We start from the raw sequence: 23,638 nt of genomic DNA, 5'->3' as shown, positions 1-23,638 counted from the left end.
CCCTATTCGCCTCGCGCGATCACCGCGTAGGCGTCCCGGGCGATCTGCTTTTCCTCTTCCGCCGGGATGATGTGGACCTCGAGAGCACCGAGCCACGCCAGCTTGTCCATGATCATCTGCCGGATCTCGGCCGAATTCTCGCCGATACCGCCGGTGTAGGCCACGGCGTCGACTCCGCCCATCACAGAGATCAGGCCGCCGGCCTGACGGGCGATGGAGGTCACGAAATGCGCGATGGCGAATTTCGCCTCCTCCGTGCCCTCTGCCATCAGCGCCTGCATGTCGGCATGGCCGCCCAGCGCGCGCAGGCCGGACTCCTTGTTCAGCACCCGTTCGGCCTCGTCGATGCCCAGTTCCCGCGCCATGCGCAGCACCGCCATGCCGTCGATATCGCCAGACCGCGTGGCCATCGTCGGACCGGAGAGCGGCGAGTAGCCCATCGTCGTGGCGCAGGACTGTCCGTTCCGGATCGCGCAGAGGCTGACGCCAGCGCCCAGATGCATGGCCAGCAGGCGTTCCGGCAGCGCGTCGCCGAACTGCGCCACCATCCCGGCATAGCTGAGCCCGTGGAAACCGTAGCGGCGGATGCCCGCGTCGCGGTACTGCGCGGGGATCGCGTAGCTGGTGATCAGCGGGTCCTGCCCGGCGTGGAACGCGGTGTCGAAGCTGGCATATTGCGGCAGGTCGGGCCGCGCGGCGGCCATGGCGCGGATGCCGGCAAGGCCCGGCGGGTTGTGCAGCGGCGCAAGCGGGATGTTCGCTTCGATGATGCCGATCACCTCGTCTGTCAGGCGTGCGGGCGCGGTGGCGGCGGTGCCGCCATGCACGATGCGATGGCCCGCCGCGACGATATCGTCGATCCCGGCGTTCTGCAGCGCCGCGAAAAGCGCGGCGAAGGCGGCATGGTGATCGGGGGCATAGACCGCGTGCCGCGTGTCGCCCAGCTTCAGCTCCGCCCCGGTGGAGGTGCCGATGCCGGTGATGCGGCCCGCGATCGCCTCGGACAGATCCTCCCGGAAGACGGCGGTCTTGATCGAGGACGACCCGGTGTTGACGACCAGCAGCATCACGTAATTCCCGCGACGATGACCCCCAGGGCGGCGGAGGCGATGCGGGCAGAGGCGCCCTGGCTGCGCGAGGTCAGCAGGATCGGCACCTTGGCGCCCATCACCACGCCGCCGGCGCAGCAGCCCATGCCAAGCACCATCAGCTTGAAGACGGCGTTCCCGGTGGTGATGTTCGGGGTCAGGATGATATCGGCGTCGCCCGCGACAGGGCTGTCATAGCCTTTGATCCGTGCGGCTTCCTTCGACAGGATCAGGTCCATCGCGATAGGCCCGGCCACGTCGGCATCCTGCAGGTGATCCCGCGCCCAGGTGGCGATGGCCGCGCTTTCCATCGTGTTCAGGACCGAGGGGATCGGGTCCTCCGTCGGCGCCAGCAGCGCCGCCTTCGGGCGCGGATTTCCCAGCGCCTCGGACAGGCGCACGGCGTGGGTCAGGCAGGCCTGCCGCACCGCGATGTCCGGGTCCACGTTCAGCGCCGCGTCGGTCAGCAGCAGCGGCCGGTCGCTGCCCGGCGCTGTGATGTGAAAGACGTGGCCGCAGCGCGCATCCCTGTCGCGCAGCCCCGCCTTCGACGGCAGCAGGCCCTTCAGGAAGGTGGAGGTGTGGATCTGCCCTTTCATGATCGCGTCGGCCTCGCCGTTGCGGGCCAGCTCTGCGGCCACCACCGACGCCCCGGCGCGGGGCGCGTCGATGATCCGGAAAGGGCTGATGTCATAGCCGATCTCCTCGGCCGCCTCGGCGACCTTGGCAGGATCGCCGATCAGGATCGGCTCGGCCAGACCGGCCTCTGCCGCTTCCCGGATCCCGTCCAGCGGCTGCGGCGCACCGGCATTGACCAGCGCCACGCGCGGGCAAGGCATGCCCTGCGCCTGTTTCAGCAGGGTCTGCGGCACCTCTGGCTCAATTTCTGAAAGAAACGGGTAACGGTCTGACATCACGTCTCCAATCTCGTCCGGGTAATGCTTGCCGCGAAAAGATCACGCAATAACGACGGGCGCCAGCGGCGCCCGTGGAAATCCCCGTGTCACGTGAGGTCAGCGGCGAAGATGCCGCAGGATCAGGCGGTTCGTTGCGGCCGCATGTCGGCGGCGCTGATCCCCGCGACCTCGACCGGCGTCTTCATCGCGTCGCGGCGGAACGGCTCTCCCAGTTCCTGGTTGATCATCACCTCGATCAGCGTGGTGATCCCGTTCTCCATCTGGTCGCGGATCGCCCGGTCGAGCGCGCCTGTAAGTTCGTCCATCGTGCGCGCGATCACGCCCTTCAGCCCGCAGGCATTGGCGATGCCGGCATAGGACACGCCCTCGTCCAGTTCGGTCCCGACGAAGTTGTCGGCGTACCAGAGGGTCGAGTTCCGCTTTTCGGCGCCCCACTGGTAGTTGCGGAAGACGATCTGCGTGATCGCGGGCCATTCCTCGCGCCCGATGGCGGTCAGTTCCGTCACCGCGATCCCGAAGGCGCCGTCGCCCGAGAAGCCGACCACCGGCGTATCCGGGCAGCCGATCTTGGCGCCGATGATGGAGGGCAGGCCATAGCCGCAGGGGCCGAAGAGGCCGGGGGCAAGGTATTTGCGCCCCGCCTCGAAGGACGGATAGGCGTTGCCGATGGCGCAGTTGTTGCCGATGTCGGAAGAGATGATCGCCTCTTTCGGCAGCGCCGCCTGGATCGCGCGCCACGCCTTGCGGGGGGACAGCCAGTCGGGCTTGGCGTCGCGGGCGCGCTGGTTCCAGGTGGTGCCGGGATCGTCATCCTCGTGATCCATCGAGGACAGCTGCTGCGCCCAGGCGGATTTCGTCTGCGCGATGGTGGCCTCGCGGTCCTTGCGACCCTCGTCGCCCGCTGTGCCGGACAGCTTTGCCAGCAGCGCCTGCGAGACCTTCCTGGCGTCGCCGACAACGCCGACGGAGACCTTCTTGGTCAGGCCGATGCGGTCGGGGTTGATGTCGACCTGGATGATCTTTGCGTCCTTGGGCCAGTAGTCGATGCCATAGCCGGGCAGCGTCGAGAACGGATTCAGCCGGGTGCCCAGCGCCAGCACCACGTCGGCCTTGGAGATCAGCTCCATACCCGCTTTCGAGCCGTTATAGCCAAGCGGTCCGGCGAAAAGCGGATGCGAACCGGGGAAGGCGTCGTTGTGCTGATAGCCGACGCAGACCGGGGCAGAGAGACGCTCGGCCAGCGCGATGGTGTCGGAGATCGCACCGCCGAGGATGACACCCGCGCCGTTCAGGATCACAGGGAAGCGCGCATTCGACAGCAGCTCCGCCGCCTGCTCCAGCGCCGCCTCGCCGCCCGAGGGGCGTTCGAATTCGACCGGTTCCGGAATCTCGATATCGACGACCTGGGTCCAGACGTCGCGCGGGATGTTGATCTGCGCCGGGGCAGAGGCGCGGCGAGCGTTGACGATGACGCGGTTCAGCACCTCGGCAATGCGCGTGGGGTCGCGGACCTCTTCCTGATAGGCGACCATGTCCTTGAAGGCGGCCATCTGCTCGACCTCCTGGAACCCGCCCTGCCCGATTGTCTTGTTCGCCGCCTGCGGCGTGACCAGCAGAACCGGCGAATGATTCCAGTAGGCCGTCTTCACCGCCGTCACGAAGTTGGTGATGCCCGGGCCGTTCTGCGCGATCATCATCGACACCTTGCCGGTGGCGCGGGTGTAGCCGTCGGCCATCATGCCGCCGGACCCCTCATGCGCGCAGTCCCAGAAGGTGATGCCGGCCTTGGGAAACAGGTCGGAAATGGGCATGAAGGCGGAGCCGATGATGCCGAAGGCATGCTCGATCCCGTGCCGCTGCAGCGTTTTGACGAAGGCTTCTTCGGTGGTCATCTTCATGGCGCGTTCCCTCCCAACGGCGATGCTGTCCAGACGCTCCGTTTCTTTCAGAAGGCGGCACGCGAGGGAACCTTGAATCGACACCCGGCGCGTCGGGCAAAGGCGGAAACCTGCAATGCGGGCGGAACGAAACCGCGATCAAGCGCGTTACATGCGCGTCGAGGGACACAGCGATGATACACGAACCAATTCTGACGGAAGAGACTGCAAGCCGGGTCGGCGGCACGACCTATGCCATCGTCAACCCGCATTCGGGCAAGCGCGGCAACGAGGATGTGGCCGACGCCCTGAAACGCCGGTTCGAGGCGGACGGGCGCGATCTGGAGATCGGACTTGTCGGGCAAGACGGCGACATCGAGGAGCTGGCGAAAAAGGCTGTCGAGCGCGGCTGCGCCACTGTCATCGCCGCGGGCGGCGATGGTACGATCTCGACCGTCGCAGAGGTGCTGGCGGGCACGGACACAGCGCTTGGTGTCATACCTGCAGGCACGTTCAACTACTTCGCCCGGAGCTTCGAGATCCCCGAGGATATCGAGGGCGCGGTCGAGGTGATTGCGACCGGCACGCCGAGACCGACCGATGTCGGCTGGATCAACGACCGCATCTTCCTGAACAATGCCAGCGTCGGCATCTATTCAACGATCCGGCGCGAGCGCGAGCGGACCTACAAAAGCTGGGGCCGCAGCCGCGTCGCGGCCTACTGGTCGGTGATCAAGGCGCTTGTGAAACTCTACAAGCCGATGAAGGTGGACCTGACCGTCGATGGCGAGACGCGGCGGACGAAGACGTCTCTGGTCTTCGTCTGCAACAGCCCGTTCCAGCTGAACCTGTTCGAACTGGACGGCGCGAAAGAAGTGGAACAGGGCAAGCTGGCCGTGTTCCTGTCGCGCGACTCCGGGCGCTGGGAACTTCTGACGCGGGCGTTCCGGCTGGCGACGAAGGGCATGCAGCGCGGTCGCGATTTCGATCTGGTGACCGGGAAAGAGATCACCATCGACACCGGCAAGCCCTATCGCCACATCGTGCGGGACGGCGAGACCGGGCGCATGCGCGGCCCGTTCCGGTTCCGGCTGGATGCCGGCGGGCTCAAGGTGATCGTGCCGGCTGCGAACGGGGCCGAATGAGACGACTCGCTCACCTGTCCGACCTGCATTTCGGCCGCACGCGACCGGAGTTGCTGGCACCGCTGACCGCCGCCGTGGCCCGCGCAGAGCCGCAGCTTGTCATCGTCTCCGGCGATCTCACGCAACGCGCCCGCAGCCATCAGTTCCGCGAGGCGCGTGCCTTCCTCGACGGGCTTGGCGTGCCGTGGCTGTCGGTGCCGGGAAACCACGATGTACCGCTCTACAATCTGGGCGAGCGGCTGGTACGACCGTTCCGGAAGTACCAGAAATGGATCAGCGCCCAGCTTGAACCGGCGCATGTCGAGGCGGATATCGCCGTTGTCGGCTGCAACACCGTCGACCCGCAGCGCCACCAGCGCGGCAAGATCCGGAAATCTTCGGTCGCGCGCATCTGTTCCGTCTTCGAGACCGGGCCCCGCGACCGGCTGAACATCCTGTTCGCGCATCACCCGTTCGAGCAGGACGCAACCGTCGACAAGTCGCCGATGAAACGGGCCGAGAAGGCGCTGGGGCGGCTTTCCGACTGCGGCGCACATGTCGTGCTGTCCGGACACCTGCATCGCTGGCGGGCCGGGCCGTTCCTGCGCGGCGCCAAGATGTCCGGCCCGATCCAGGTGCATTCCGGCACCAGCCTGTCGTCGCGGCTGCGCGAAGAGGTGAACGACTTCGCCATCATCGACGTCGATCCCGACAATGTCCGCGTCACGCGGATGATGGTCGGCGAGGATCTGGGCTTTGCCGCCGGCGATGTGCTCGATTTCCGGCGCGAAACCGACGGGCTGACGCTTCAGGGCGCGGTGCCGGAAGGTGGCGCTGTGCGTGCCGGTGAACTCGTTCCGTTTCAGGCGGCCAGCGAACCGGCGCCGTAGCGGACCGCCGCCGCCGCCAGCAGCGCCGACGCCTCCACCCCGTCGATCAGCACCGGCCCCGACGCCAACGTCAGCTTGTCCCGATGCAGCGCCATTCCGGCGCAGCCCAGCACCACGGCCCCTGCCCCGTCCCGCGCCGCCGCACTGATCTCGCTTCCGAGCCGGGCAAGGACTGCCGGTCCGCCCGCCTCGACCTCCAGCACGCCCAGACCGCTTGGGCGTACCGCAACGCAGGCGCGGCCAAAACCGTAGGCGGCGATGTTGCCTTCGATCACGGGCACCGAAACAGGCAGCGTCGTGACCACGGCAAAGCGCTGGCCGAACAGCGCCGCCATGTGGAACGCCGCCTGCCCGATGCCCACCACCGGGCAATGCGCCGCCGCGCGCACCTCTGCCAGCCCGGTATCGTCGAAACAGGCGATGACCAGCGCGTCAACGCCCGCGGCCCGCGCCTTCGGCAACAGGGCCATCAGCCCCGGCACAGCCGCTTTGCCGTCCGCCGCCCCCTGGATCGCGGGCGGCCCGGCATGGTTGGTCCAGCCGATGATCTCCGCCTCCGGCAGCGCATTGCGCGCCGCCGTCACGATGCTGTCGGTCATCGCCTCTGTCGAGTTGGGGTTGATATACAACAGCCGCATGGCTCAGACGCCCTTGCCGGCATCGCTCCCATGGCGCGCACGGCGCTTGGCGGTGAACCAGACGGTGAACAGGAAAACCCCGATGATCAGGAAGGAGAACGCGGTCGTCAGCGTGCCCAGCGCATAGATCACCGGCGTCGTGACGTTGGTGGTCATGCCGAAGATCTCCAGCGGCAGCGTGTTGTAGCTGCCCGCCGTCAGCAGCGTGCGCGCGAACTCGTCATAGGACAGCGTGAAGCCGAACAGCGCGACACCCAACAGCGACGGCGCGATGATCGGCAGCACCACATGGCGGATCGTCTGCCACGACGTCGCCCCCTGATCGCGCGCCGCTTCCTCGAAGGATTTGTCGAAGCGGTTGAAGACCGCGAACATGATCAGCAGGCCGAAAGGCAACGTCCATGTCAGCTGTGCGCCAAGGCCGGATGTCGCCCAGTGGATCTTGAGCCCCAGCTGGGTGAAGATCAGGCCGACGCCCAGCGAGACGAGGATCGACGGGATCACCAGCGAGGCGATGGACAGGTAAAACAGAAAGCCCGATCCCCTGAACCGCTTGCGGAAGGCCAGACCGGCCATGACAGAGATCACCACGGTCGCCACCATCACCATCAGGCCCAGCGCAAAGGACCGGCGGAACGCGCCCCAGATGTCGCCCACCGCCTGCTGCTCGAACAGGTCGTGGAACCAGTGCAGCGACACGCCGCGCATCGGAAAGGTCAGACCGCCGCCCGGCCCCTGGAAGGACAGGATGCCGATGGTGATCGTCGGGCCGTAGAGGAACAGCACGAACAGGGCGAAGAACACCGTCAGGGCGTAGAAACCGCGCGGGCGCTTGTCCATCCTACAACTCCTTCCGGATGTTGACGAAGCGCAGCAGGATCCCGATCACGATCAGCACCGTCAGCAGCAGCACCACCGCCGTCGCCGCGGCCGAGGGATATTGCAGCAGCGAGATGTCGTTCGAGATCAGGCGGCCCACATTGGCCTTCTGCGATCCGCTCATGAAGCGCACCGTGATGAAATCGCCCATCACCAGCGTGATGACGAATATCGTGCCGATCATGATCCCCGGCTTGGTCAGCGGAATGATCACGTGGATCAGCGTCTGGATGCCGCTGGCACCGTTGTCATAGGCGGCCTCGATCAGGGATTTGTCGATCCGCATCATCGTGTTGAAGATCGGGACCACCATGAACAGCGTGTAAAGGTGGACGAAGGCGAGGATCACCGAGAAATCGGAATAAAGCAGCCATTCCAGCGGCTGGTCGATCAGGCCCAGGTCGATCAGGGTCTGGTTGGCGATGCCGTTTCTGCCAAGGAACGGAATCCACGAGATCATGCGGATGATGTTCGAGGTCCAGAACGGGATCGTGCAGAGCAGGAACATCGCGATCTGCACCGTCTGGCTGCGGATGCAGAAGGCCAGGTAATAGGCCACGGTGAACCCGATTGCGAGCGTGCAGGCCCAGGTGATCAGGGCGTATTTGAACGTGGCCAGGAAAACCCGGTAGGTCACCGACGAGCCAAAGAGATACTGGTAGTTCTCAAAGGTGAAGGCCGGGATGATGGAAAACTCGGTCGCGGTCCAGAAGCTGACGATCACGATCATGATGATCGGGGCGACCAGAAAGCACAGCAGGATCAGCGTCAGCGGCAGCGCCTCGAGCCAGCCGACGACGTTGTCGCTAAGCCGGCGCCGCGGCTTTGGCGGGGCCGTGCCCGCTGCGGCGGGTGCCGTGGTCTCGGTCAGCGTATCGGTCATGCGCCCGCCCGTTGGAACGTCAGGGGAAAGAGACGCGGAGGCCGAAGCCCCCGCGCCAGGTGCTCATCATGCAGCGATGAATTCATTCCACTTGCGGACCATGTACTGGTTCTCGTCCATGACCGCGTTCCAGCAGGCGACAGAGCCCATCCGGTCGTAGAAGGACCCGCCGTCACGCACCTCGCCGGCTTTCGCCAGCTCGTCGCCGAAGGGCGAGGTGATGACGTCGGTGGCTTCCTTGCCCTCGAACCAGTAGCCCCACTCGTTCTCGGACATGAACTCCTTCGAGGTTTCCGGAACGGCCGAGTAATAGCCCTGCCGCATCAGGAAGCCGCCGACCCAGCCGGACAGGTACCAGTTGATGTAGTCGTAGGCCGCATCCAGCTCCATGCCGGACAGCGAGTTCGACAGGCCGATGCCGCCGCCCCAGGAACGGTAGCCTTCTTCCAGCGGCTGGTAGACGCAGGGAATGCCGCGCGACTTCACCGCGGTGATCGCAGGCGACCACATCGACTGGATCACCACCTCGCCCGAGGCCATCAGGTTCACCGACTCGTCGAAGGTCTTCCAGAAGGCGCGGAACTGGCCGTTCTGCTTGGCTTCGGTGAAGATCGCGATGGTCTTGTCGATCTCCTCGCGGGTCATGTTGCCCTTGTCGCCATAGCTGATCTCGCCCATCGACTCGCAGACCATGGCCATGTCCATGATCCCGATCGACGAGATGTCCAGGATCGACGCCTTGCCCTTGAATTCCGGGTTCAGCAGTTCCGACCAGTTGCTGATCGGACGGCCGATCAGGTCGGGGCGGATGCCCAGCGTGTCGGCGTTGTAGATCGTCGGGATGAGGGTCATCCAGTTGGTCGGTTCCGAGGCGAACGTGGTGCCGCCCGGCTCCTCTACAAAACCCACGGTATGCGGCGCGGTACCCTGCGCGATCACCGATTCAGGCGTCAGCTTGCCGTCCTTGAAGATGCCGACGATCTTGTCGTAGTTCGAGATCTTCGACACATCCATCGCCTGCAGGTTGCCGGTCGGCCAGACCTTTTTGCAGATCCAGTATTCGATGTCGGCGATATCGAAGCTGTCGGGCTGGGTCGCCGCGCGCTGCGTCACGCTGTCGGAGTCGAGCGCGGTCATTTCCAGCGTGAAGCCCAGGTCTTCCTTCACCTTCTGCGCCACCTCGTTCAGGTTCGACACGCCGGTGCCGAACTGCCGAAGGGTGATGTCCTTGATCTCCTGCGCCCAGACCATCGGGGCCGGAAGCGCCGATGCGGCGATTGCCGCGCCGGATGCCTTCAGCACCGAGCGGCGGGTATATCCTACTTTGGCCATGCTAATCCTCTCTGTCTCTTACTGCCTTTTCGGGGTTCTGTTTGCTCGGCCCTCAGGCCTGGAGGCGGTGAAGCCGCCCCTCGTCCCAGGCTAGGCCGACGGCGTCGCCCGGGTTTTTCGGGTTTGCGTAGAATTCCGCCTCGGGCACCAGCGCCAGCACCTCGCTCTCGCCAAGCTGCGCGGTTACCGCCACGCGGTCGCCCTGGTATTCGACAAGGCTGATCGTGGCAGGACGGCCGCCCTCGGCCAGTTTCACTTCGTCGGCCCGCAGCGCATACCGCCCGCCGTCGAGGTCGATCACGTTATGCCCGCCCATGAACCGGGCGACGAATTCCGTCTTCGGCGCGCCGAACACGTCGCGGGCCGGGCCCGCCTGTTCGATCACGGCGTTGTTCATCACGACCACCTCGTCGGCCAGCGCCAGCGCCTCGTCCTGTCCATGGGTGACGTGAATGAACGAAATTCCCAGTTCGCGCTGCAGCCGTTTCAGTTCGCCCCGCACCCGGATCCGCAGGAACGGGTCAAGCGCCGACAGCGGTTCGTCGAGCAACAGCACGCGCGGCTTGGTCACCAGCGCACGCGCCAGCGCAACCCGCTGCTGCTGCCCGCCCGACAGTTGCGCCGGCAGGCGATCTGCCAGGTGGCCCATATCGACCAGCGCCAGCATATCGTCCGCCGCCCTGTACCGCTCGGTCTTGTCGACACCTTTCATACGCAGGGAAAACGCCACGTTGTCGCGCACCGACAGATGTGGGAACAGCGCATAGCTCTGGAACATCATCGCCGTGCCCCGCTGAGCGGGCGCCAGCCGCGAAATGTCCTGACCGTCCAGCACGATGGACCCGCCGCTGACCGTCTCGTGCCCCGCGATCATCCGCAGCGTCGTCGACTTGCCGCAGCCAGAGGGCCCGAGCAGGCAGACATAGGTGCCGTTTTCGAACACGTGGTTGATGTCGCGCACCGCAACCGTGTCGCCGTAGCGCTTGGTCAGATGCACCAGTTCCAGATCCTGCCCCGTCCGCATGGACACTCCTGTCGGATTTCCTGAGACCATGGTTTGTCGAATCCTCCATTCATCGGCAGTGTTTTTCGTACCGGGAGTCGCTTCAAACGGGAAGTGCTTGGCGATTGGGCGGTCTGGCGATGGAAGCGCACAGAATCCAATCCAATTTCGTATACAATCTTGTGTGCGCCGCACACCCCTTGCCCATTCTGGCAGCTGCGTTAGGTTTGCCGGATCGAAAACGCGGACGGAACCACGAAGGATATGGGCAAGGCCGAAGCCAGCAGCGACCGGGTCGCGGCCGACCTGGAAGAAGCGATCCACGAACATCGTCTGGCGCCGGGCTCCAAGCTGAACGAAGACGAGGTCGGCGCGATCTACGGCGTCAGCCGCACGGTGGCCCGCGCAGCCCTGCAAACGCTCGCCCACAAACGGCTGGTCGAACTGCGCCGCAACCGGGGCGCCTTCATAGCCCGGCCTTCGGCGCGTGAAGCACGCGAGGTGTTCGAGGCGCGCGCTCTGCTGGAACCGCGCACCGCCCGCTCTGCCGCGGAACGGATGACAGAGGCGGACCTCGCGCGCCTGCAGGCCCATATAGACGAAGAACATGCCGCCGTCGCGGACGGCCGCTGGGGACGCGCCCTACATCTGTCGGGCATGTTCCACATAGAGATCGCCCGGATCGCCGATCAGAAGACCGTGGCCGAATTCATCTCCCAGTTGATCGCCCGATCCTCGCTGATCATCGCGCTCTACTGGCAGCGCCGCGGGGCCCTGTGCGAGAGCCACGCCCATCACGCACTGATCCAGGCCTTCCGCGCGCAGGATGGCGACCTGGCCGAGGAACTGATGAAAAACCACCTGCTGGATCTTGTCACTTCGCTGGATCTGCGCAATCTGAACTCGGTTCCGACCTCGCTGCGCGAAGCCCTGACACAATGAACGAACCGCATATCCGCCACGCGACGCTGGCCGAACTGGAAACGGCGCTGGACTGGGCGGCGGCGGAAGGCTGGAATCCCGGCCTCGCCGACGCCACCGCCTTCTACAAGACCGATCCGCGCGGTTTCTTCGTCGCGCTGATCGACGATGTTCCGGTCGCCTCGATCTCCGTGGTGAACCATTCGGACGACTTCGCCTTCCTCGGCCTGTATATCTGCAAGGAAGAGTTCCGCGGGCGCGGCATCGGGTACCAGCTCTGGACACAGGCACTGGAGCATGCCGGCGACCGCACGGTCGGATTGGATGGCGTCGCCGCGCAGCAGGCGAATTACGAGAAATCCGGCTTCGTCCGCGCTGGCGCATCGCGCCGCTTTGCCGGCAAGCTGACAGGCCACGAGCATAAAGGCATCCGGCCGATCGTGCCCGCGGACAAACCGGCACTGTTCGCGCTCGACCGGGACTCCAGCGGCTACGAACGGACGCCCTTCCTAGACATCTGGCTCGGCGCCGACCAGCGACGGGCGACGGTAATCACCAGAGAAACCCCGGGCAGCGCGACGATCCGGCTGTGCCGGGACGGCTGCAAGATCGGCCCGATCCTCGCGCCCGATACCGAAACTGCCCTGCGGTTGGCCGAGGCTGCCGTCGCGCAGATGTCCGCGGACACCGTGTTCATCGATGTCGCCCCGGGCAACGAAGCCCTTGCGGCGGCATTGGATGCGCGGGGATTCGAAGAAACCTTCGCCACGGCGCGGATGTATCGCGGAACGGCACCAGTGGCCGGCCCCGCGCTGCAGGCTATCGCGACGATGGAACTGGGCTGACCGGCGATCAGGACAACCGTGGCAGGGACACACCCTGCAACCGCGACTCCACATGCAGGGCTCCGGCGGAATCCAGATCCGGCGCATTCTCGATATAGCGTTTCAGCAGGTAGGCGAAAAAGGCCATGTCATCGCGCCGCTTGGCCAGCTCTGAAAGCCGGGTGGCAACCAGCGACTCGGCCCCTTCCCTTGTCGCCTCTGCTGGGTCGACGGCAGCGAGGTCGATACAAGGACGCAACAGATTCAGCAGCGCATCCGCCGCGCTTCGCTCCATCGCTGCGAAGATGTGCGACTCGGACCGGTGGCGCGGCAGCAATATGGCTTGCAGCGGCCCCAGCACCTTTCGGAACCTCACGGTTGCGATCATGAATCCCTGAGGGCCGCGGCAAGCGACGACCTGGATGTGCCCCAGAATCAGCTTGGGGATGTCGATCACGGCCTGGGCATCGGTGTGGACAACGTTTTCGCCGCACTCCGGCAGGAAAGGCTGCAACGCCCTGACGAATGCCGGCACAAAGGCGCGCTCCAATCGCCTCGGGCGCGAAAAGACCGTCACGTTTCGGGCGTCGCCGAGGGCCAGCTCGACCCGTTCGGCATACCATCGACCCGATGAATCATCATGAGAGAGCGAAATTGCCGCATCGCATTTGGGATCCGGCATGCATTCGCTGTCCAAAAACACTCTCTTGGTCCTTTTAGTGTGCAGCGTGCCCGCCGCATTGCTTGGTATTTTCTGAAACCAAAGCTAAAAGTGTTTCCTTTACTCTTCGTTAACGCGCTCGGCCCCGATGTTTCGTTCTCGCTGGTCTGGCCATCTGCAATCACAGCCGGTACGACACACCGATTGGATTCAGGAATGCGGAGGGAATCAGCCCTTCAAGGATGTAAAACTGAACAGGTCAATTACCTTTAGTTGAAGAACACGAAAAAATCCCACTGTTGAGCAAGAAATGGCTCACGGCGTGCCAAACTGGCGAAGCCAATGAAATACAACTGATTCCACGGAGGCTTGCAGGAATTACAGACCAATTAACCTAGCTGAAAACTGCCGATGTCGTTTCGCTCAGGGAAACACTCGCGGTTTTTTCTGATATCCTGTTTCAGTTATTCGACCATATGTCGTCCGATACTTTGAAAACAGTCCTTAAACATGCACCATTCTGGTGACAAAACGGAGCCCCCCATGTCCCCCACTTCCGTCACCGTATCCGGCCTGTCGCAATGGGTTGTCTGCGACAGCATACCATACGAAATCGAAATCGTCCGCGAGACACCGCAGGCAGACTGGACCGTGCAGGTCACGGACGCGGTCGACCGCGCCACGATCTGGAAAGGGTCGTCCGACTGCGACGCCCACGCTCTGCTCGACGCGATCAATCTGATCCATGGGCGCCATGCGGAACGCCAGATTCCCGACAACGTCGTACAGCTTCGCGCCAGTTAAGCCGGTCGTCCGGGGCGCCTCGCCCGCGGACACCTGATCAGGCGTTGAACAGGAAGTGAAGGACGTCACCGTCCTTCACTTCATAGCCCTTGCCCTCGACGCGCATCTTGCCGGCATCCTTGGCGCCCTGCTCGCCATTCAGCGTGATGTAATCGTCGTAGCCGATGGTTTCGGCACGGATGAAACCGCGCTCGAAATCGCCGTGGATCACGCCCGCGGCCTGCGGCGCCAGCGTGCCCTTGCGGATCGTCCAGGCGCGCGCCTCCTTGGGGCCGACGGTGAAATAGGTCTGCAGGCCCAGAAGCTGGTAACCGGCCCGGATCACCCGGTCGAGCCCGGCCTCTTCCAGCCCCATCTCCTCCAGGAACATCTCCGCCTCTTCGGCGTCGAGCTGGCTGATCTCTTCCTCGATCTTGGCCGAGATCACCACCGACACGGCGCCCTCTGCCGCTGCCTTCTCGGCGATCTTCGCGGAATGCGCGTTTCCTTCGGCGGCTTCGCTTTCGTCCACGTTGCAGACGTAAAGCACCGGCTTCTGCGTCAGAAGCTGTAGCCCCTTCCACGTCTTCATTTCTTCCTCGGCCACCTCGACGGTACGCGCAGGCTGACCATTCTCCAGCACCGCAAGGGCCGCCTTCAGCAGCCGTTCCTGCTGCACCGCCTCCTTGTCGCCACCGCGCACCTTGCGCACGAGGCCCTGCAGCCGCTTCTCGATCGACTCGATATCGGCCAGCATCAGCTCCGTCTCGATGGTCTCGGCATCGGCGACGGGATCGACCCGTCCCTCGACATGGGTGACGTCGTCATCCTCGAAACAGCGCAGCACATGGGCGATGGCGTCGCATTCCCGGATGTTCGCCAGGAACTGGTTGCCCAGCCCCTCGCCCTTGCTGGCGCCCTTCACCAGCCCGGCGATGTCGACAAAGGTCATCTGCGTCGGAATGATCGCCTTGGAACTGGCGATACCGGCCAGCTTTTCCAGCCGCGCGTCGGGAACGGCCACCGCACCCACGTTGGGCTCGATGGTGCAGAACGGGAAATTCGCCGCCTGCGCCGCCGCGGTCCGCGTCAGCGCGTTGAAGAGCGTCGACTTGCCCACGTTGGGCAGCCCCACGATGCCGGTCTTGAAACCCATGTTCCGCGTTCTCCTGATAGGTCGCGGCGCATGTAGGGGCGCAGGCGGGGGAGGGTCAAGTGGATCGGCGCGTTCCGCCGGTGTCGGGGCCGGGAACGAGAGGCTCTGCCCCTCGCGCTCCCCGGGATATTTTCAACCAGAAAAAGGAGCCGGACGCGCTAGAACGGCACGTCGTCCGCCCGTTCCGCGCCCACCACGAACTTCGCGACCACCTTCTTCGAGCCCGCCTTTTCGAACTCGATATCCAGCTTGTCGCCCTCGATCCCCATCACGTAGCCGTAGCCGAACTTCTGGTGGAACACCCGGTCGCCCTGGGTGAAAGCGGAAACGGCGGTGGAATCGATCACCATGTTCCGGCTCTCCTGCGGCTGGCTCATCGGGCGCGTTGCCTGCCGCTCCTGCAGCCGCCGCCAGCCCGGCGAGTTGTAGACATTGGCATCCGCCGCGCGCTGTTCCAGCCCGCCACCGCCCATTCCCGCCGCCCCGTAACCGCCGCCGTAAAGACCCGGCGGCGTCAGCACCTCGACATGCTCCTCGGGCAGTTCGTCGATGAAGCGCGACGGCAGCGCCGACTGCCACTGACCATAGACCCGCCGGTTCGCCGCAAAGGAAATCGTGCAAAGCTCCCGCGCCCGGGTGATGCCGACATAGGCCAGCCGGCGTTCCTCCTCGAGGCCCTTCAGCCCGGTCTCGTCCATCGCGCGCTGCGACGGGAACAGCCCGTCCTCCCAGCCCGGCAGGAACACCGACGGAAACTCCAGCCCCTTGGCGGCGTGCAGCGTCATGATTGACACTTTCGCACCTTCGCCCTCGGTCTCGTTGTCCATGATCAGCGCGACATGTTCGAGGAAGCCCTGCAAATTCTCAAATTCCTCAAGGGCTTTGATCAGTTCCTTCAGGTTCTCCAGCCGACCGGGCGCCTCGGGCGTCTTGTCGTTCTGCCACATCGCGGTATAGCCGGATTCGTCGAGGATCTGCTCCGCCAGTTCGACATGGTTCTGCTGCGGATCAAGCGCCTTGCGATGCCAGCCGTCAAACTGTTCGACCAGAACGCCGACCTGGCCCTTCGCCTTGCCCGAGATATCCCCTGCAGAAACGCAAAGCCGCGCGCCTTCCAGCAGCGACACGCCATTCGCCCGCGCCGCGCGCTGCATGGTCTGCTGCGCCTTGTCGCCGGCGCCGCGTTTGGGGGTGTTCACGATCCGCTCGAAGGCCAGATCGTCGTCCGGCGAACAGGCGACGCGGAAATAGGCCATCGCGTCGCGGATCTCCATCCGCTCGTAGAACCGCGGCCCGCCAATCACCCGGTAAGGCAGGCCGATTGTCAGAAAACGATCCTCGAAGGCGCGCATCTGGTGCGAAGCCCGCACCAGAATGGCGGATTTGTCCAAATCCATCGGATGCATCCCGCGCGTGCCGGTCTGCATCGACTCCAGCTCCTCGCCGATCCAGCGCGCCTCTTCCTCTCCATCCCAATGGCCGATCAGCCGGACCTTCTCGCCGTCGTTCAGTTCGGTCCACAGCGTCTTGCCCAGCCGCCCCTTGTTGGCGTCGATCACGCCGGAGGCCGCCGCCAGAATGTGGGGCGTCGAGCGATAGTTCTGCTCCAGCCGCACCACCTTGGCCCCCGGAAAATCCTTTTCGAACCGCAGGATGTTGCCCACCTCGGCGCCGCGCCAGCCATAGATCGACTGGTCGTCATCGCCGACACAGCAGATGTTCTTGTGCGCCTGCGCCAGAAGCCGCAGCCACAGGTACTGCGCCACGTTCGTGTCCTGGTACTCGTCGACGAGGATGTAGCGGAACCAGCGCTGATACTGCGCCAGCACATCCTCGTGCGTCTGAAAGATCGTCAGCACATGCAACAGCAGGTCGCCGAAATCGACCGCGTTCAGTTCCTTCAGCCGCGCCTGATACTGCGCGTACAGCTCCACGCCGCGCCGGTTGAACGCGTTCGCCTCGCCCGCGGGCACCTTGTCGGGCGTCCATGCGCGGTTCTTCCAGTTGTCGATGATCCCCGACAGCATCCGCGCCGGCCAGCGCTTGTCGTCGATGTTCTCGGCCACGATCAGCTGCTTCAGAAGCCGGATCTGGTCGTCCGTATCCAGGATGGTGAAGTTCGTCTTAAGCCCCACCAGTTCCGCGTGCCGCCGCAGAAGCTTCACACAGATCGCATGAAAGGTGCCCAGCCACGGCATTCCCTCGACGGTCTGACCCAAGAGCGCCGCCACCCGCTCCTTCATCTCGCGGGCTGCCTTGTTGGTGAATGTCACCGCAAGGATCTCGTTCGGCCGCGCCTTGCCGGTGTTCAGAAGATGCGCGATCCGCGTGGTCAGCGCCTTGGTCTTGCCGGTTCCCGCGCCCGCCAGCATCAGGACGGGGCCGTCCAGCGCCTCCACCGCATCGCGCTGGGCCGGGTTCAGGCTGTCGAGATAGGGCGCCGGGCGGGCCGCCATGGCCCGCGCCGACAGCGGCGTGCCGGCGGCCTCGAAGGCGTCGTCTTCCGAGTAATCGCTCATGCAGGCAATCTATCCCGAAGCGGGAACGAGTTAAAGGCTTGTTCTCTTAATGTTCCGCCCTTCCCCAAACGGCTGCCGCAGGCTATGGCAGTAAACATGCTAAAGGCCGTTCTCTATTCGATACTTGCAGGCGGGATGATACCGCTCGGCGGCCTGATCGCTCATCTGGCGCAGGAGCGGGCCGAAATGATCGGCCCCAGCATGCGGCACTTCATCATCGCCTTCGGCGGCGGTGCGCTGATCGCCGCGGTGGCGCTGGTGCTGGTGCCGCAGGGGACGACGGTGCTGCCGGTCTGGCTCTCCATCGCCTGTTTCCTCGGCGGCGGCGTGCTGTTCGCACTGATCGACCGCTGGGTCGCGGAACGCGGCGGCAGCCGTGGCCAGATGCTCGCTATGCTGGCAGATTTCCTGCCCGAGGCGATCGCGCTTGGCGCGCTCTTCGCGCTCGGCTCCGGCTCGGCGCCGCTGATGGCGATGCTGATCGCGCTGCAGAATCTGCCAGAAGGCTTCAATGCCTATCGCGAGGCCGCGCCGAAAACCACCGCCGAGGCGAACAAGACCCTGATGGTCTTCACCGCTCTGGCCTTCCTTGGCCCGATCGCCGCGCTCGCCGGGCATCTGTTCATTTCCAACCACCCGCAGCTTCTGGGCGCGATGATGGTTACGGCTGCGGGCGGCATTCTTTACCTGATCTTCGAAGACGTGGCGCCGCAGGCGCCGATGAAAAACAAGTGGGCCCCGCCCTTCGGCGCCGTCGCCGGGTTTGCGCTGGGTCTGCTGGGACATCTGGTGATCCATTGACAGACCTCGACCAAACACATCCCGCCATTGCCGACCTTCGCCTGCGGGCCCGCCGCCGCCTGCCCCGCTTCGTCTGGGATTTCCTCGACAGTGCCACGGGCGCCGAGACCACCGCGCGCCGTAATCGCGGCAAGCTGGACGAGATCCTGTTCAACCCCGCCGCCCTGTTCGGCGAACTGGATTACAACCTTGGCCGCAGCCTGATGGGGCGCGACTATGCCCTGCCCTTCGGAATCTCGCCGGTCGGCATGTCGGGTCTGGTCTGGCCCGATGCCGAACTGCACCTCGCCCGGCTCGGCACCGCGCGGAACATCCCGTACTGTCTGTCCGGTGTGGCGACCAAGATCCCCGAGGATGTCGGCCCGCTGACGGACGGCCGCGGCTGGTTTCAGCTTTACCCGCCGCGCGACGCCGAGATCCGCGATGACATGCTGCGCCGGGTGAAGGCGTCGGGTTTCGATACGCTGGTGCTGACCGTCGACGTGCCGGAACCCAGCCGCCGCGAACGGCAGCGGCGCGGCGGCATCACCCACCCGCCGCACCTGACGCCGCGGATCTTCGGGCAGTGCATCACGACGCCCGCCTGGTCGCTGGAGACGCTCCGCGCCGTGCGGAAGAACGGCATGCCCCGGCTTGCCTTCATCGAGGATTACACCGGCCAGACCGGCGCAATGTCCTCGACCGCGCATGCCGGCTACATGATCCGCACCTCGCCCGGCTGGGACTACCTGCGTGCCCTGCGCGACGGCTGGGACGGCCCGTTCTTCGTCAAGGGCGTGATGGTGCCCGAAGACGCGGTACGGCTGAAGAAGGAAGGGGTGGACGCGGTCTGGGTCTCGAACCACGCCGGCCGCCAGTTCGACGGCTCCCCCGCCTCCATCGAGGTCCTGCCCGCGATCCGCGAGGCCGTCGGCCCCGACTATCCGCTGATCTTCGATTCCGGCGTCGAAAGCGGGCTGGATATCCTGCGCGCGCTGGCGCTGGGGGCGGATTTCATCATGCTCGGCCGCGCCTTCCACTACGGCATCGCCGCCTTCGGCCCCAAGGGTGCTGCGCATGTGGTCGACATCCTCGCCCGCGACCTGCAGGCCAATCTCGGTCAGCTCGGCCTGCCGTCATACGAAGGACTGGCGGCCAAACTGGCGCACCCGCCTGCACCCTGAGAAAAACACCGCGCTTGCATGTGCCGCACCCATCGGCAACTCTCCCCCGCGTATGAACGCCGGATCATGAGTACGGAGCCGCCATGGCCCTCCCCGCCAACCAACAGCTGAAGATCTGGGGCATCGTCATCCTCGTCTTCGCGGTGACGCTCTGGCTTCTCGGCAACGTCATGATGCCCTTCATCCTTGGCGGCGCCGTGGCCTACCTGCTCGATCCCATGGCCGACTGGCTCGAACGCCACGGCTTCAGCCGCGTGCTCGCCACCGTCACCATCACCCTCTTCGGCCTCCTGATCTTCATCGTCCTGATGGTTGCCGTGATCCCGGCGCTGGTCCGCGAGGCCGCCGACCTGATCGACGCCCTGCCCGAGATGTTCCAGAACCTGCAGGCCTTCGTGAACGACCGCTTCCCCGACCTGATGGACGAAACATCCACCGTGCGCCGCTCGATCACCCGGTTCGGCACGATGTTCGCCGACAAGGGCGCCGAGCTGGTCGAGGGCGTCGTCACTTCGGCGCTCAGCCTTCTGAACATCTTCATCCTGATCATCATCGTGCCCGTCGTCGCCTTCTACCTGCTGCTCGACTGGGACCGCATGGTCGCCAATATCGACGACCTGCTGCCGCGCGAGCATGCCCCGACGATCCGCCGCCTCGCCGCCCAGATCGACCGCACCCTGTCCTCCTTCATCCGCGGCCAGGGGCTGGTGATGCTGATCCTCGGCATCTTCTACGCTGCGGCCCTGACCGTCGTCGGCCTGCAATTCGGCCTCGTGGTCGGCGCCATCGCGGGGTTCCTGACCTTCATTCCCTATGTCGGCGCGGTGGTCGGCGGGGTCATGGCCATCGGCCTCGCCCTGTTCCAGTTCTGGGGCGAATGGTGGTGGATCGCGGCGGTCGCCGGGATCTTCTTCCTCGGCCAGTTCGTCGAGGGCAACATCCTGACCCCGAACCTCGTCGGCTCCTCCGTCGGCCTGCACCCGGTCTGGCTGCTGCTGGCCCTGTCGGTCTTCGGCGCGCTCTTCGGCTTCGTCGGGATGCTGGTCGCGGTGCCGGTCTCGGCCGCGCTCGGCGTGCTGGCGCGCTTCGGGGTAGAGCAGTACAAGCAGGGGCCGCTCTACCGCGGGCCGGAGCCGGAACAGCCCGAAACCCCCGGCCAGGACTAGACAGTGACACAACAGCTCGGCTTCGACCTCACCAGGCGCCCAGCGCTGGGGCGGGGGGACTTCTTCGTCTCGCCGGCCAATGCGACGGCGGTGGCGACGGTTGAGGCGTGGCAAAGCTGGCCCTCGGGCAAGCTGGCCCTCGTCGGGCCGGCGGCCTCGGGCAAGACCCACCTCGCCCATGTCTGGGCGGCGCTGACAGACGCGACGATCCTGCCCGCCGCCGAACTGGCCGCGGCGGACATCCCCACGCTCGCAAAAACCCCCATCGCGATAGAGGATGCCGACACCATCGCCGGCGACCGCGCCGCCGAAGAGGCGCTGTTCCACCTGCACAACCTTGCCCTGGCCGAAGGGCGGCCGATGCTGATCACCGCCACCCTGCCGCCCTCGCGCTGGAACCTCACCCTGCCGGACCTCGCCAGCCGGATGCAGGCCACCGCCACCACGGAACTGCAGCCGCCCGACGATCCGCTGCTGACCGCCGTGCTGCTCAAGCAGCTCGACGAGCGGCAGCTGGAAATCGACCCGGATACGGTGACTTACGCGCTCACCCGGATGGAACGCCGCTTTTCCGCCGCACAGCGGCTGGCAGAGGCGCTGAACCGCGAGGCATTTGCGCGCCGCCGACGGGTGACCAAGCCGCTGATCCGCGAGGTTCTGGACAAGCTCGATACGGAACGGCCATGATTGTCACTCGATTGTCACCTTCTGCCGCCAAGACGCCCTCATGACCCAGGCTGATTTCCTCAAGGCCCCGTTTCCGGCCCCCACCGAGCTGCCGCCCGAAGAGTTTTCCGGGCCGAAGCGTTTCTTCAACCGAGAGCTCAGCTGGCTCGCCTTCAACTGGCGGGTGCTGGAAGAGGCAGAGAACCCGCGGGTGCCCCTGCTGGAACGGCTGCGCTTCGTGTCGATCAGCGCCACGAACCTCGACGAATTCTACACCGTCCGCGTTGCCGGCCTGCGCGAGCTGGCGCTCGAAGGCCACAACAACCCCGCCGATGACGGCCTGACGCCGTCGGAACAGCTGGAACTGATCAACGCCGACGCGCGCAAGCTGATGGAACGGCAGCAGACCGTCTGGAACGCCCTGCGGGTCGAGATGGAAGCAGCCGCCATTGTCATCGAGAGCCGCGACAGCCTGAAAAAGACCGACCGTGAGCATCTGGACGAGATGTTTCTGTCGAATGTCTTCCCGGTGCTGTCGCCGCTGGCCATCGACCCGGCGCACCCGTTCCCGTTCATCCCGAACACCGGCTTCGCGCTGGCGCTGCAGATGCAGCGGTCCAGCGACAAGCGCGAATTGCAGGCGCTGCTGCCGATCCCGCACCAGATCGACCGCTTCGTCGCCCTTCCGGTCGAGGACGAGGTTCAACGGTTCCTGCCGCTGGAAGAGCTGCTGGTGCTTTACATCGGCGACCTGTTTCCGGGCTACAAGGTCACCGGACATTGCGCGTTCCGCGTCCTGCGCGACAGCGATCTGGAGGTCGAGGACGAGGCCGAGGATCTCGTGCGCGAATTCGAGGTGGCGCTGAAACGCCGCCGCCGGGGCGAGGTGATCCGGCTGAAACTGTCGACCAATGCGCCCAAGGGCCTTCGCAAGATGATCATCGACGAACTGCACGTCGAGGAATCCGAGGTAATCGAGATCGAGGGCGTGATCGGCATCGCCGACCTGAAAGAACTGGTGCTCGACAACCGGCGCGACCTGCTGTGGCCCAGCTACACGCCGCGCGTGCCCGAGCGGGTGACGGATCACGACGGCGACATGTTCGCCGCGATCCGGCAGAAGGACATGCTGCTGCACCACCCCTACGAGACCTTCGACATGGTGATCCGCTTCCTGCAGCAGGCGGCGGCCGATCCGGATGTGCTGGCGATCAAGCAGACGCTGTACCGCACCTCCACGGAATCCCCGATTGTCGAGGCGCTCTGCGAGGCCGCCGAAGCCGGCAAATCGGTCACCGCTCTGGTCGAGCTGAAGGCCCGGTTCGACGAGGCCGCCAACATCCGCCAGGCCCGGCGTCTGGAACGCGCCGGCGCCCACGTGATCTATGGGTTCATCAACTGGAAGACCCACGCCAAAATTTCCACCGTAGTCCGGCGCGAGGGCGGCAAGCTGGTGACCTACACCCATTACGGCACCGGCAATTATCACCCGATCACCGCGCGGATCTACACCGACCTCAGCTTCTTCACCTGCGATGCCGCCCTAGGCCGGGACGCGACCAAGGTGTTCAACTACGTTGGCGGCTATGCCGAACCGGAGGGGCTGGAAAACCTCGCCATCTCACCGCACTCGCTGAAAAAGCGCCTGATCGAGCTGATGGAGGTCGAGGGCGACAATGCCGAGGCCGGGAAACCGGCCGAAATCTGGGCCAAGCTGAACTCCATCATCGAGCCCGAGATCATCGACGCGCTCTACAGGGCGTCGCAGCGCGGGGTGAAGATCAATCTGGTGATCCGCGGCATCTGCGGCATCCGCCCCGGCATCAAGGGACTGTCCGAGAACATCCGGGTGAAATCCATCGTGGGCCGGTTCCTCGAACATTCCCGCATCGTCTGCTACGGCAACGGCCACCACCTGCCGTCGCGCCGCGCGCGGGTCTTCATGTCCTCGGCGGACTGGATGGACCGCAACCTGAACCGTCGGGTCGAGACGCTGGTGGAATGCCGGAACGACACGGTGAAGGCGCAGATCGTCAGCCAGATCATGGCGGCCAACCTCGCCGACGAGGCGCAGAGCTGGGTGATGGCGCCGGACGGCACATTCACCCGCGAAATGCCGAAGGAGGGCGAGACCTTCTTCAACTGCCACCGGTTCTTCATGGAGAACCCGTCGCTGTCGGGCCGTGGGTCCGCCGGCGCGGCGGACGTGCCGGAACTGACCCACACCGAGGACTGAACCAGGGGCTTCGGATCGCCTTGCGGCGATCCGACCGGCTGGGGGGCTTTGCCCCAGCCGACCATCGTGCTTGCACCGATGGCGCACCATGGACGGCCCCCAGGATACCTT

The 23,638-nt window shown here is 65.1% G+C and carries 21 protein-coding genes; 10 read left to right on the top strand and 11 right to left on the bottom strand.

Annotation, left to right across the window (positions count from 1 at the left end; all coding sequences use genetic code 11):
- Nucleotides 1–2: 2 nt before the first annotated feature.
- The 3 genes from HCO70_RS13675 to xsc all read right to left on the bottom strand — a co-directional run bounded on the left by HCO70_RS13675 (nucleotide 3) and on the right by xsc (nucleotide 3,903).
- Nucleotides 3–1,067, bottom strand: a complete 1,065-nt coding sequence (locus HCO70_RS13675) for an acetate/propionate family kinase (RefSeq protein WP_172297022.1) — start codon at nucleotides 1,065–1,067, stop codon at nucleotides 3–5.
- Nucleotides 1,067–2,002: a phosphate acyltransferase gene (locus HCO70_RS13670; protein WP_172297020.1), complete on the bottom strand. Its 936-nt coding sequence runs from the start codon at nucleotides 2,000–2,002 to the stop codon at nucleotides 1,067–1,069. The genes HCO70_RS13675 and HCO70_RS13670 overlap by 1 nt, the downstream gene beginning before the upstream one ends.
- A 122-nt stretch (nucleotides 2,003–2,124) precedes the next feature.
- Nucleotides 2,125–3,903, bottom strand: a complete 1,779-nt coding sequence (gene xsc / locus HCO70_RS13665) for a sulfoacetaldehyde acetyltransferase (protein ID WP_172297018.1) — start codon at nucleotides 3,901–3,903, stop codon at nucleotides 2,125–2,127.
- A gap of 173 nt (nucleotides 3,904–4,076) precedes the next feature.
- Between xsc and HCO70_RS13660 the strand changes: the two genes are divergently transcribed.
- Entirely contained in the window at nucleotides 4,077–5,027 is a 951-nt protein-coding gene (locus tag HCO70_RS13660) for a diacylglycerol kinase family protein (protein ID WP_172297016.1), read from the top strand.
- A complete protein-coding gene (locus tag HCO70_RS13655) occupies nucleotides 5,024–5,896 on the top strand; it encodes a metallophosphoesterase (protein ID WP_172297014.1) in 873 nt (290 codons plus the stop codon). The genes HCO70_RS13660 and HCO70_RS13655 overlap by 4 nt, the downstream gene beginning before the upstream one ends.
- Here HCO70_RS13655 and HCO70_RS13650 read toward each other — a convergent pair.
- From HCO70_RS13650 to HCO70_RS13630, 5 genes are all read right to left on the bottom strand, one after another.
- Nucleotides 5,869–6,534, bottom strand: a complete 666-nt coding sequence (locus tag HCO70_RS13650) for an aspartate/glutamate racemase family protein (RefSeq protein ID WP_172297012.1) — start codon at nucleotides 6,532–6,534, stop codon at nucleotides 5,869–5,871. The two genes, HCO70_RS13655 and HCO70_RS13650, sit on opposite strands and share 28 nt — an antisense overlap.
- Nucleotides 6,535–6,537: 3 nt before the next feature.
- Nucleotides 6,538–7,374 (bottom strand): ABC transporter permease, encoded by an 837-nt coding sequence (locus tag HCO70_RS13645; protein WP_172297010.1) that lies wholly within the window; start codon nucleotides 7,372–7,374, stop codon nucleotides 6,538–6,540.
- Nucleotide 7,375: 1 nt separating this feature from the next.
- Entirely contained in the window at nucleotides 7,376–8,296 is a 921-nt protein-coding gene (locus HCO70_RS13640) for an ABC transporter permease (RefSeq protein WP_172297008.1), read from the bottom strand.
- Between the two features lie 66 nt (nucleotides 8,297–8,362).
- A complete protein-coding gene (locus HCO70_RS13635; protein WP_172297006.1) occupies nucleotides 8,363–9,628 on the bottom strand; it encodes a PotD/PotF family extracellular solute-binding protein in 1,266 nt (421 codons plus the stop codon).
- Nucleotides 9,629–9,680: 52 nt separating this feature from the next.
- Nucleotides 9,681–10,652 (bottom strand): ABC transporter ATP-binding protein, encoded by a 972-nt coding sequence (locus HCO70_RS13630; RefSeq protein ID WP_172297004.1) that lies wholly within the window; start codon nucleotides 10,650–10,652, stop codon nucleotides 9,681–9,683.
- Nucleotides 10,653–10,895: 243 nt separating this feature from the next.
- On the opposite strand from HCO70_RS13630, the gene HCO70_RS13625 reads away from it, so the two are divergent.
- The gene (locus tag HCO70_RS13625; RefSeq protein ID WP_172297002.1) at nucleotides 10,896–11,573 is read left to right on the top strand and encodes a GntR family transcriptional regulator; all 678 of its coding nucleotides are present in this window, start codon (nucleotides 10,896–10,898) and stop codon (nucleotides 11,571–11,573) included.
- On the top strand, nucleotides 11,570–12,397 hold the full coding sequence (locus tag HCO70_RS13620) for a GNAT family N-acetyltransferase (protein WP_172297000.1): 828 nt from the start codon (nucleotides 11,570–11,572) through the stop codon (nucleotides 12,395–12,397). The genes HCO70_RS13625 and HCO70_RS13620 overlap by 4 nt, the downstream gene beginning before the upstream one ends.
- Before the next feature lie 7 nt (nucleotides 12,398–12,404).
- Here the strand turns inward: HCO70_RS13620 and HCO70_RS13615 are convergent, their stop codons facing one another.
- Nucleotides 12,405–13,058, bottom strand: coding sequence for a hypothetical protein (locus HCO70_RS13615; RefSeq protein ID WP_172296998.1), 654 nt, complete (start codon nucleotides 13,056–13,058; stop codon nucleotides 12,405–12,407).
- A 522-nt stretch (nucleotides 13,059–13,580) separates the two neighbouring features.
- On the opposite strand from HCO70_RS13615, the gene HCO70_RS13610 reads away from it, so the two are divergent.
- A complete protein-coding gene (locus tag HCO70_RS13610; protein WP_172296996.1) occupies nucleotides 13,581–13,841 on the top strand; it encodes a hypothetical protein in 261 nt (86 codons plus the stop codon).
- A 37-nt stretch (nucleotides 13,842–13,878) separates the two neighbouring features.
- Here HCO70_RS13610 and ychF read toward each other — a convergent pair whose 3' ends face one another.
- Together ychF and HCO70_RS13600 are read right to left on the bottom strand one after the other, a co-directional pair.
- A complete protein-coding gene (gene ychF, locus HCO70_RS13605; protein WP_172296994.1) occupies nucleotides 13,879–14,976 on the bottom strand; it encodes a redox-regulated ATPase YchF in 1,098 nt (365 codons plus the stop codon).
- Between the two features lie 158 nt (nucleotides 14,977–15,134).
- Nucleotides 15,135–17,495: an ATP-dependent helicase gene (locus HCO70_RS13600; protein ID WP_172296992.1), complete on the bottom strand. Its 2,361-nt coding sequence runs from the start codon at nucleotides 17,493–17,495 to the stop codon at nucleotides 15,135–15,137.
- A gap of 96 nt (nucleotides 17,496–17,591) precedes the next feature.
- On the opposite strand from HCO70_RS13600, the gene HCO70_RS13595 reads away from it, so the two are divergent.
- The 5 genes from HCO70_RS13595 (at nucleotide 17,592) to HCO70_RS13575 (ending at nucleotide 23,527) form a co-directional block, all read left to right on the top strand.
- Nucleotides 17,592–18,296 carry a ZIP family metal transporter gene (locus HCO70_RS13595; RefSeq protein ID WP_172296990.1) on the top strand — a complete coding sequence of 235 codons (705 nt, stop codon included), beginning with the start codon at nucleotides 17,592–17,594 and terminating at the stop codon, nucleotides 18,294–18,296.
- On the top strand, nucleotides 18,293–19,459 hold the full coding sequence (locus HCO70_RS13590) for an alpha-hydroxy acid oxidase (RefSeq protein WP_172296988.1): 1,167 nt from the start codon (nucleotides 18,293–18,295) through the stop codon (nucleotides 19,457–19,459). The genes HCO70_RS13595 and HCO70_RS13590 overlap by 4 nt, the downstream gene beginning before the upstream one ends.
- 83 nt (nucleotides 19,460–19,542) lie before the next feature.
- Nucleotides 19,543–20,625, top strand: a complete 1,083-nt coding sequence (locus HCO70_RS13585; protein ID WP_172296986.1) for an AI-2E family transporter — start codon at nucleotides 19,543–19,545, stop codon at nucleotides 20,623–20,625.
- 3 nt (nucleotides 20,626–20,628) lie between these two features.
- Nucleotides 20,629–21,312, top strand: coding sequence for a DnaA ATPase domain-containing protein (locus tag HCO70_RS13580; RefSeq protein ID WP_172296984.1), 684 nt, complete (start codon nucleotides 20,629–20,631; stop codon nucleotides 21,310–21,312).
- Between the two features lie 40 nt (nucleotides 21,313–21,352).
- Nucleotides 21,353–23,527, top strand: a complete 2,175-nt coding sequence (locus HCO70_RS13575; protein WP_172296982.1) for an RNA degradosome polyphosphate kinase — start codon at nucleotides 21,353–21,355, stop codon at nucleotides 23,525–23,527.
- Nucleotides 23,528–23,638: the final 111 nt, after the last annotated feature.

The sequence above is a fragment of the Pseudoruegeria sp. HB172150 genome, from assembly GCF_013184805.1.
In the GTDB taxonomy this organism is placed as follows: domain Bacteria; phylum Pseudomonadota; class Alphaproteobacteria; order Rhodobacterales; family Rhodobacteraceae; genus Psychromarinibacter.
This window is presented reverse-complemented; position numbering and strand designations above follow the sequence as displayed.

Bases quoted from the DNA above. Each gene is read 5' to 3' on its own strand.
- HCO70_RS13630 (WP_172297004.1), bottom strand. From the start codon at position 10,652: ATGCGGACGGGGCAGGATCTGGAACTGGTGCATCTGACCAAGCGCTAC.
- HCO70_RS13600 (WP_172296992.1), bottom strand. From the start codon at position 17,495: ATGAGCGATTACTCGGAAGACGACGCCTTCGAGGCCGCCGGCACGCCG.
- HCO70_RS13615 (WP_172296998.1), bottom strand. From the start codon at position 13,058: ATGCCGGATCCCAAATGCGATGCGGCAATTTCGCTCTCTCATGATGAT.
- HCO70_RS13650 (WP_172297012.1), bottom strand. From the start codon at position 6,534: ATGCGGCTGTTGTATATCAACCCCAACTCGACAGAGGCGATGACCGAC.
- xsc (WP_172297018.1), bottom strand. From the start codon at position 3,903: ATGAAGATGACCACCGAAGAAGCCTTCGTCAAAACGCTGCAGCGGCAC.
- HCO70_RS13675 (WP_172297022.1), bottom strand. From the start codon at position 1,067: ATGCTGCTGGTCGTCAACACCGGGTCGTCCTCGATCAAGACCGCCGTC.
- HCO70_RS13595 (WP_172296990.1), top strand. From the start codon at position 17,592: ATGCTAAAGGCCGTTCTCTATTCGATACTTGCAGGCGGGATGATACCG.
- HCO70_RS13660 (WP_172297016.1), top strand. From the start codon at position 4,077: ATGATACACGAACCAATTCTGACGGAAGAGACTGCAAGCCGGGTCGGC.
- HCO70_RS13575 (WP_172296982.1), top strand. From the start codon at position 21,353: ATGACCCAGGCTGATTTCCTCAAGGCCCCGTTTCCGGCCCCCACCGAG.
- HCO70_RS13585 (WP_172296986.1), top strand. From the start codon at position 19,543: ATGGCCCTCCCCGCCAACCAACAGCTGAAGATCTGGGGCATCGTCATC.
- HCO70_RS13655 (WP_172297014.1), top strand. From the start codon at position 5,024: ATGAGACGACTCGCTCACCTGTCCGACCTGCATTTCGGCCGCACGCGA.
- ychF (WP_172296994.1), bottom strand. From the start codon at position 14,976: ATGGGTTTCAAGACCGGCATCGTGGGGCTGCCCAACGTGGGCAAGTCG.
- HCO70_RS13670 (WP_172297020.1), bottom strand. From the start codon at position 2,002: ATGTCAGACCGTTACCCGTTTCTTTCAGAAATTGAGCCAGAGGTGCCG.
- HCO70_RS13610 (WP_172296996.1), top strand. From the start codon at position 13,581: ATGTCCCCCACTTCCGTCACCGTATCCGGCCTGTCGCAATGGGTTGTC.
- HCO70_RS13640 (WP_172297008.1), bottom strand. From the start codon at position 8,296: ATGACCGATACGCTGACCGAGACCACGGCACCCGCCGCAGCGGGCACG.
- HCO70_RS13620 (WP_172297000.1), top strand. From the start codon at position 11,570: ATGAACGAACCGCATATCCGCCACGCGACGCTGGCCGAACTGGAAACG.
- HCO70_RS13625 (WP_172297002.1), top strand. From the start codon at position 10,896: ATGGGCAAGGCCGAAGCCAGCAGCGACCGGGTCGCGGCCGACCTGGAA.
- HCO70_RS13645 (WP_172297010.1), bottom strand. From the start codon at position 7,374: ATGGACAAGCGCCCGCGCGGTTTCTACGCCCTGACGGTGTTCTTCGCC.
- HCO70_RS13635 (WP_172297006.1), bottom strand. From the start codon at position 9,628: ATGGCCAAAGTAGGATATACCCGCCGCTCGGTGCTGAAGGCATCCGGC.